The 8,083-nt window shown below is 47.0% G+C and carries 6 protein-coding genes; all 6 read left to right on the forward strand.

Features of this window, described 5'->3' with window-relative positions; genetic code table 11:
* Nucleotides 1-116: 116 nt before the first annotated feature.
* The gene (locus LSG34_RS19480; protein ID WP_233010983.1) at nt 117-1,130 is read left to right on the forward strand and encodes an alpha/beta hydrolase; all 1,014 of its coding nucleotides are present in this window, start codon (nt 117-119) and stop codon (nt 1,128-1,130) included.
* A 119-nt stretch (nt 1,131-1,249) separates the two neighbouring features.
* On the forward strand, nt 1,250-1,732 hold the full coding sequence (locus LSG34_RS19485) for a MarR family winged helix-turn-helix transcriptional regulator (protein ID WP_233010984.1): 483 nt from the start codon (nt 1,250-1,252) through the stop codon (nt 1,730-1,732).
* A gap of 89 nt (nt 1,733-1,821) precedes the next feature.
* Nucleotides 1,822-2,523: an HAD-IA family hydrolase gene (locus tag LSG34_RS19490; RefSeq protein ID WP_233010985.1), complete on the forward strand. Its 702-nt coding sequence runs from the start codon at nt 1,822-1,824 to the stop codon at nt 2,521-2,523.
* 83 nt (nt 2,524-2,606) lie between these two features.
* A complete protein-coding gene (uvrD, locus tag LSG34_RS19495) occupies nt 2,607-4,775 on the forward strand; it encodes a DNA helicase II (protein WP_233010986.1) in 2,169 nt (722 codons plus the stop codon).
* 3 nt (nt 4,776-4,778) lie between these two features.
* Nucleotides 4,779-6,818 (forward strand): GNAT family N-acetyltransferase, encoded by a 2,040-nt coding sequence (locus LSG34_RS19500; RefSeq protein ID WP_233010987.1) that lies wholly within the window; start codon nt 4,779-4,781, stop codon nt 6,816-6,818.
* A 78-nt stretch (nt 6,819-6,896) separates the two neighbouring features.
* Nucleotides 6,897-8,000, forward strand: coding sequence for an ABC transporter substrate-binding protein (locus LSG34_RS19505; RefSeq protein WP_233010988.1), 1,104 nt, complete (start codon nt 6,897-6,899; stop codon nt 7,998-8,000).
* Nucleotides 8,001-8,083 lie beyond the last annotated feature (83 nt).

Consider the following 8,083-nt stretch of genomic DNA (forward strand, 5'->3'; position numbering starts at 1 on the left):
ACAACACTCAACCAAAGAAACTAAATTTTTTTAATTATCAACATATCGCGATAACAGTTAGATGGATAAGCATCCTGTTATCGCCACCCAATAACCGCTGCGGCGAGGAGATTAACATGAACACATTTCGTAAAATTGTAGGTTTAACAGTCATTGCTTTAGGTATCAACAGTGCATTCGCCGCTGGTGGTCCAGGTGTCGAACAACAAACTCAGGGCTTTTTAAATGCTCTGGCTCAGGGTGGTGGTAAACCTTTAGAGCAACTGTCGCCTAAAGATGCCCGCGCTGTATTAACTGGCGCTCAGGCCGGTGCCAAATTGCCCGCTGCTGATGTCAGTGAAAAAACCATCACTATCGATGGCAAGCCATTAAAACTGGTGGTGGTTCGTCCTGCAGGCAGCAAAGGCGTATTACCTGCCTTTATGTTCTTCCACGGTGGTGGCTGGGTATTAGGTGATTTCCCAACCCACGAGCGTTTAATCCGTGATTTAGTCAGCCGCTCTGGTGCAGCTGCAGTTTATGTGGATTACACACCATCACCGGAAGCCAAATACCCAACGGCTATTAATCAGGCTTATGCAGCAACCAAATGGGTGGCGGAACATGGCAAAGAGCTGAACATCGACAGCTCACGTTTAGCGGTTGCCGGTAACAGTGTCGGTGGCAATATGGCGGCAGTTGTAGCCTTAAAAGCCAAAGAAGCGGGTACACCAGCACTGAAATTCCAATTGCTGTTATGGCCTGTGACTGACGCGAACTTTGAGAATACGTCGTACAACCAGTTTGCAGACGGCTACTTCCTGACCAAAAACATGATGCAGTGGTTCTGGGATAACTACACCACTAACCCTGCTGAGCGTAACGAGATTTATGCCTCACCACTGCGTGCCAGCATAGAGCAGTTAAAAGGTTTACCACCAGCGCTGGTACAAACCGCAGCTTTAGATGTACTGCGTGACGAAGGTGAAGCTTATGCCAACAAACTGGATGCTGCTGGTGTAACTGTGACTTCAGTGCGCTACAACGGCATGATCCACGACTTCGGTTTACTGAACGTGCTGGCCGATGTACCAGGTACACAAGCTGCTATGGACCAAGCCGGTCAGGCGCTGAAAAAACACCTGAACTAAAAGTTACTGAACCCAAAGCCTCCTGCGGGAGGCTTTTTTTATCACGGCAAAACCCGGTTCCACAAGGAAGTACAGGTAGTTTTCTTTTAAACCGAACAGACTTTCATGCGGAGTGTTTTATGACTTCTTTAACCAACAACAAAGAGCGAATCCCCGAAGAGGCTTTATTGCATCTGGATCAGCAACTTTGTTTTGCCCTTTATTCCACCTCATTGGCGATGACCAAAGTCTATAAGCCGTTGCTGGAACAATTGGGCCTGACCTACCCTCAGTATTTGGTGATGCTGATTTTGTGGCAAAACGACGCGCTGGAATTACAGCAAATTGGCGAACAACTACAGATAGCATCCGGAGCTCTCACTCCAGTGCTAAAACGTATGGAAAAAATGGGTTTACTGCAACGCAGTCGTAATCCACAGAACGAGCGCGCACTGCAAATACGTTTAACCCAGTCCGGCTGGGCTATGCGTGCCACAGCGGCCGAAAAAGTGCAGGTAAACCGTCATATCAGTTTAAAGTCTGGCATGGCGGACTCTGAAATTCAGGCGCTCAAGCAAGAGCTAGTGCAGTTGCGGCAACAGTTAAACAAGCCTGGGCTTTAAATCGACTTCGCCTGCTTTGATGTTTTGGTAGATACAGCACAAAGGATTGCGGATAAACTAAGCCCATTCTGAGCAGGACTCTAAGCCTTATGCGTGTTTACAAAGCCCTTTTGCCTTTTAAAGCTATCTCTTTTGATTTGGACGATACGCTGTATAACAACGGCCCTGTGATTGAGCAGGCTGAACTGGCCATGCAGCAGAAATTACTGCAATTGGCACCGAAGCTTGGGCTGATTGACCCTGAATTCTGGTGGTTAAAACGTAAAGAACTAGCACAACTTAACCCGGAAGTGCGCCACGATGTCAGCCGCTGGCGCTTGTTATCGGTAGAACAAGGCTTAACGGAACTGGGTATGGGTCGCTGTGAAGCAGGTGAAATTGCCGAACTGGCTTTTAGTGCTTTTTATACCGCCCGCAGTAATTTAACAGTGCCGGACTCCAGCCACCAGTTGCTCAAAGCTTTAGCAGAGCGTTACCCATTGGTGGCTATTACCAACGGCAATGCCGATTTAACCTTGCTGCGCATTAGTCAGTATTTCATGTACGCCTATCATGCAGGCCCCAGCGGAAAAATGAAGCCCTACCCTGATATGTTTTATAAAGCCTGTCAGCAACTGGCTATTGAGCCCCATGAACTGCTGCATATAGGCGATAACAGCAAAGCCGATGTACGGGGTGCACTGAATGCCGGTTGTCAGGCGGTGTGGTTGAGGCATGAAGCCCATTTTCATACTGCGGTATTACCTCATCTGCAAATTGATTCGTTAGAGCAGTTACAGGCTTTGCTTTAAGCCGCAATGCACTCTTCAAAGCTGGGGTGACAAGGCAGAAGGGTATATAATGGCGCAAATTTTGTGAAAGGTACTTACTGCTAATGGATGTCTCTTCTTTACTGGATGGCTTAAACGATAAACAACGTGATGCGGTAGCCGCTCCTCCTCAACATATGCTGGTATTAGCCGGTGCCGGCTCGGGCAAAACCCGGGTACTGGTGCATCGCTTAGCCTGGCTAATGCAGGTGGAACGAGTTGCGCCTTATAGTTTATTGGCTGTGACTTTTACCAATAAAGCCTCACAGGAAATGCGTAACCGTATCGAACAGACCATAGGCGTCAGTTTAAATAATCTGTGGATGGGTACGTTCCACGGCTTGTCGCACCGCATGTTGCGGGCCCATTATCTGGAAGCAGGTTTACCTCAGGGTTTTCAGATCATCGACTCGGACGATCAATATCGTTTAGTGCGTCGGGTCCTCAAAGCGTTGAATTTAGACGAAAAACACTGGCCACCTAAACAAATTCAATGGTTTATCAACGCCCGTAAAGACGAAGGTCAGCGCCCAGGTACTATGGATGCGCATGGCGATTTCAGCCTGCAAACCATGATCAAAATTTACGCAGCTTATCAGGAAATGTGTGACCGCTCGGGTTTAGTCGACTTTGCCGAAATTTTACTGCGCAGTTTCGAGCTGATTAAACAACAACCACAAATTCGTGCTCATTATCAGCAGCGTTTCCGCCATATTCTGGTCGACGAGTTCCAGGATACCAACTCTATCCAATATGAATGGTTACGTTTACTGGCTGGCACTGAAAGTAAAGTGATGATAGTAGGTGACGATGACCAGTCCATCTACGGCTGGCGCGGCGCTAAAGTGGAAAACATTCAGCAGTTTTTAAAAGACTATCCTGATCCTGTCACTATCCGCCTTGAGCAAAACTATCGCTCCACTGGCACTATTTTAAAAGCGGCGAACTGCGTGATTTCGCACAATAGTGACCGTTTGGGTAAAGACCTGTGGACCGACGGCGAGCAAGGCGAAGCTATTTCGCTCTATACAGCTTTTAACGAGCTGGACGAAGCACGTTTTATTGTCGGCCGGATTCGGGAGTGGAAACGTGAGGGCGGCAAGCTGATTGAAGCCGCAGTATTGTATCGCAATAACGCCCAGTCGCGGGTGTTGGAAGAAGCCTTAATTCAGGACGGTATTAACTACCGTATCTACGGCGGCTTACGTTTCTACGAACGTCAGGAAATTAAAGATGCGCTGGCTTATCTGCGTCTGATTAATAACAGACAAGATGACGCCGCACTGGAACGTATTATCAATACCCCAGTGCGTGGTATTGGCGATACCACTATGGACAAAGTGCGGGAAAATGCCCGTTCTCTGCAAGTGACCTTGTGGCAAAGCCTGCAGCAAATGCTGGCCAATAAACAACTGACTGGCCGCGCCGCTAATGCCATCAGTACCTTTGTGCAGATGATCGATCAGCTCGAAGCCGACAGCAAAGATTTAAGTCTGGATGAGCAGGCTGATCATGTGATTCAACTATCAGGTCTGATGGCGATGTACCTGGCCGAAAAAGGCGAAAAAGCTCAGACCAGGGTGGAAAACTTAAACGAACTGGTCAACGCTTGCGCCAACGCCACTTATGTCAATACCGAAGAGATGACACCACTGTCCGCCTTTTTATCTCAGGCTGCTTTGGAGGCTGGTGAATATCAGGCTGAAGAACATTCAGACGCAGTGCAGCTGATGACTTTACACAGCGCCAAAGGTTTGGAATTCCCGCTGGTGTTTATCTGCGGCCTGGAGGAAGGCATGTTTCCAAGCCAACAAAGTGGTGATGACAGCGAGCGTTTGGAAGAAGAGCGCCGTTTATGTTATGTCGGCATGACCCGGGCTATGCAGAAGTTGTATTTAACTCATGCAGAAAGCCGCCGTTTATATGGTCAGGAGCAGTACAACAGGCCGTCACGTTTTATCCGTGAAATTCCGGCCGACTGTTTAGAAGAAATTCGCCTGACCACTAATGTCAGTAAACCGACCCAAATGAACCGTTTTGGTAGCGCCGCAAGCCACAGCGCCTTTGAAAATACCGGTTTTAAACTGGGCCAACGTGTTTTACACGATAAGTTTGGTGAAGGTACAGTACTGAATTATGAAGGCACAGGGCCACAATCCCGTATTCAGGTGAACTTTGACGAACTGGGCAGTAAATGGCTGGTGACAGCTTATGCCAGGTTAGAACCTGTTTAAGCCATGACACACCTGCTGCAGCTCATCCATCAGCAACAAAGCTCTTATCAAAAGCTTCGCTGGCGTTTACCGATCTGGTTAGCAGGTTCAGAGCTTTATACACAGCAGCAACTTAGTGCTTTAGAGCCTGAAGCTGTTAGTTATTGGTTAGGCCAGCAAGCCCCTGCAGGTTTTACGCTGTTGTCAGCCAAACAAAAGCAGCAATGGCTGGGTACAGAATGTGATCTGCTGGTGGTGGATGCACGCTATGCTGTCGACTGGGATTTAGTAGCAGCCAGCAGTGGTTGCTTAAAAGCGGGTGGACTTTGGTTATTTGTCACCAACGAGCCGGATTTGTGGCGACAGCTGCCTAACCCAGCCGCCAAAAGAGTATTACCTTATCCGTTGGATGCGGCAACTTATACAGGCTTATTTAAAGATTTCTGGTTAGAGCAATTGTCAGAACAGCGTAGGGTGAAGCTTATCGAAGGCAACTCTGCTGTAATTCCGCTATTACCTGAAGTTATCGCCTCACCACAAGCTGAACTGCCTTATCGCACTGCTGAACAACAACAGGCAGTGGCCGCTATTCATAAGGTAGTCACAGGTCACAGACGTCGCCCTTTAGTACTGACGGCTCACCGTGGTCGTGGTAAATCCAGTGCTTTGGGTTTAGCTGCGGCTCAATTAGTGCAACAAGGTAAAACCGATATTCTGCTGACAGGCCCTTCCCCTGTTGCTGTGCAAACCGCATTTTTTATCGCTGCGGATCTGTTAAATCAGTCGTATCAACAGGGCCAAAATCAGCTGCTAAACGGCGCCATTCGTTTTGTACCTGTCGATGCCTTACTGGCAGAAAAGCAGCAGAACACTGTGATTCTGGTCGATGAAGCTGCGGCTATTCCAACCCCTCAATTACAGCAACTAACTGATCTGTATAGCCGTTTAGTTTTCGCTACGACAGAACATGGCTACGAAGGTACAGGCCGCGGTTTTCAGTTACGCTTTCAAAGTTATTTACAGCAGCATTGCCCTGGTTTTCAGAAACTACATCTGCATCAACCGATACGCTATCAGGCAAATGACCCGCTGGAGCAGCTGATTTTTAAAGGTTTTTTATTAGAACAAGCCGATACTGTAATCACTGAAATTCAGCAACCACAACTTACCGGCTATCAAGTAAAAGACTTACGGTTGCAACCGCAAAAACTCCAACAAGTCTTTAGTTTACTCAGTCTGGCGCATTATCAAACCGATGTGATGGACCTTTGGGCTTTATTGGATAACCCGACACTGAAGTTGTATACACTGGAGCAAGATCAGCAGGTGATTGCCTGTGCTTTAATCAGTTTTGAAGGTGAGCTGGATGCAAAACTTACTGTTGGGGTATCACATGGCAAACGCAGAGTCCAAGGGCATTTATTGGCCCAAAGCTTAGCTTTTCATTGCCTGCAGCCACAATTGGCAGAGCAAAAAATGGCGAGAATTCAGCGTATTGTGGTGCACCCGTTAGTACAAAGTCAGGGACTTGGTAGTCAGTTATTAAGCTTTATGTTGCAGGATTTACTGGGCCAACAGTATCTGATTGGCACCAGTTTTGGTGCCACTTTAGCTTTAGCAAAGTTCTGGCAAAAAGCGGGGTTTATTCCTGTAAAACTCAGCCATCAAAACGAACAAGCCAGCAACGAAGCCTCTGTGTTAATGCTGTATGGTGAGCAATTCAGAGCTTTACAGCAACAGTTTTCCCGGCAGCTGTATTGGCAGCTTGCTGACAAACAACGCTCTCTGGATCCGGCTTTAGCGTTATTGTGGGCACAACCTCCTTCCATAGAAATCACACCACAACAAAGTACTGAACTGCAGTTATTCCAGTCGGAACTGCGTCCTTTTGAGCTGATAGAAACTCATTTGTTGTGTTGGTTTAATTTATATTATGCCAAAGTGGAGCATCCAGTTGCTCTACTGTTAGTACAACGGCTTTGGCAAAAGCATGACTGGCAACAGATTCCCGTGTCTGCGGCGAAACAAAAGCTGCCAGAGCTTTGTAAACTGCTTCATTTATGAGCCAGAACAAGGTTTCCTCCGATAATTTCCACTGAGCTATGAAAGCTGTAAGAGTACCAATCTATGCCACGACTAAGCATGTCATCTATACGATCAATGCTGTTGTTAGTCTGCGCTTCTGCTGCACCTGCACAAGCAGAAACTATTCAATTAGGAATGTCGGTACCGCTAACTGGAAATGCCAGCGGTATAGGTCAAAGCTATAAAAACGGCGTAGAACTGGCGATTAACCAGCTGAACAAAGAGGGAGGTGTTCAGGGGGCCAAAGTGCAGCTACTTGTTAAGGATGATCAGTATGAACCCGAACTAACAGTGCTGAATACCAGACAGTTTATAATAGAAAACAATGTACTAGCCCTCTTTGCTTATGTAGGCACACCAACCTCAGCGGCCATCTTACCTTTGCTGAAGCATTACCAAACTCCCTATATAACGCCTTTTACCGGCGCCTCTTTATTACGTCAGCCAGAGCACAGTTTTATCTATCACTTACGGGCGGGTTATGACGAAGAAACTCAAAGTCAGGTGGATTACCTGCTACAAAAACCGGACACCAAAGTAGGCTTATTACTGCAAGCCGATGAATTTGGCGCCTCTGTTGAACAAGGTTACCTAAAAGCGCTGCAGTTAAAAGGCATATCACCTGTAGTCACTGCGCGTTTTCAACGTAATAGTACGGAAATAGAAGCCGGAGTGTCGGAATTGATAAAAGCCGGTGTTGAGTTAGTGTTTATGGTCGGCACCTATAAACCTCTGGCCGAAGCCATCAATTTTGGTCGCAGCAAAGGTTACCAACCTCAATATTCCACCGTATCTTTTGCTGGTTTACAGCAGCTAAGTGCCTTACTGCATAAAGATGACAAGGTGATGGCCACTATGGTGGTACCAAAGCCTACAGATACTAAGTGGCTTTTAGTGCGGGAATATCAAAGATTGATGATTCAACAGACCACTGATCCTTTGTCTGATGTCGGGTTGGAAGGTTTTACAGCAGGTACTTTAGTGGCTCAGGCACTGAAATTATGCCCTTTACCTGTTAAACGATTATGTTTTCTGCAGAAATTACGTGAGCAAAGTTCAGTTTTTGATTTCCCGTTGTTATTTGATCCGAATAAACAGCAGGCTTCACAACAGGTATTCAGGGTAAGAGTGACAGATCGCGGGGTTGAGGATGTTAGGTAGGTTTAGACTTGGATGCTAATAGAGCGGGTTTTGTTCGTAATCCAAGCAGAATGGTTCTGAATTCGAGTGCGGTGAACTACAGA

The sequence above is a fragment of the Rheinheimera faecalis genome, assembly GCF_021290965.1.
Classification (GTDB): domain Bacteria; phylum Pseudomonadota; class Gammaproteobacteria; order Enterobacterales; family Alteromonadaceae; genus Pararheinheimera; species Pararheinheimera faecalis.

Bases quoted from the DNA above. Each gene is read 5' to 3' on its own strand.
- LSG34_RS19480 (WP_233010983.1), top strand. From the start codon at position 117: ATGAACACATTTCGTAAAATTGTAGGTTTAACAGTCATTGCTTTAGGT.
- LSG34_RS19485 (WP_233010984.1), top strand. From the start codon at position 1,250: ATGACTTCTTTAACCAACAACAAAGAGCGAATCCCCGAAGAGGCTTTA.
- LSG34_RS19490 (WP_233010985.1), top strand. From the start codon at position 1,822: ATGCGTGTTTACAAAGCCCTTTTGCCTTTTAAAGCTATCTCTTTTGAT.
- uvrD (WP_233010986.1), top strand. From the start codon at position 2,607: ATGGATGTCTCTTCTTTACTGGATGGCTTAAACGATAAACAACGTGAT.
- LSG34_RS19500 (WP_233010987.1), top strand. From the start codon at position 4,779: ATGACACACCTGCTGCAGCTCATCCATCAGCAACAAAGCTCTTATCAA.
- LSG34_RS19505 (WP_233010988.1), top strand. From the start codon at position 6,897: ATGTCATCTATACGATCAATGCTGTTGTTAGTCTGCGCTTCTGCTGCA.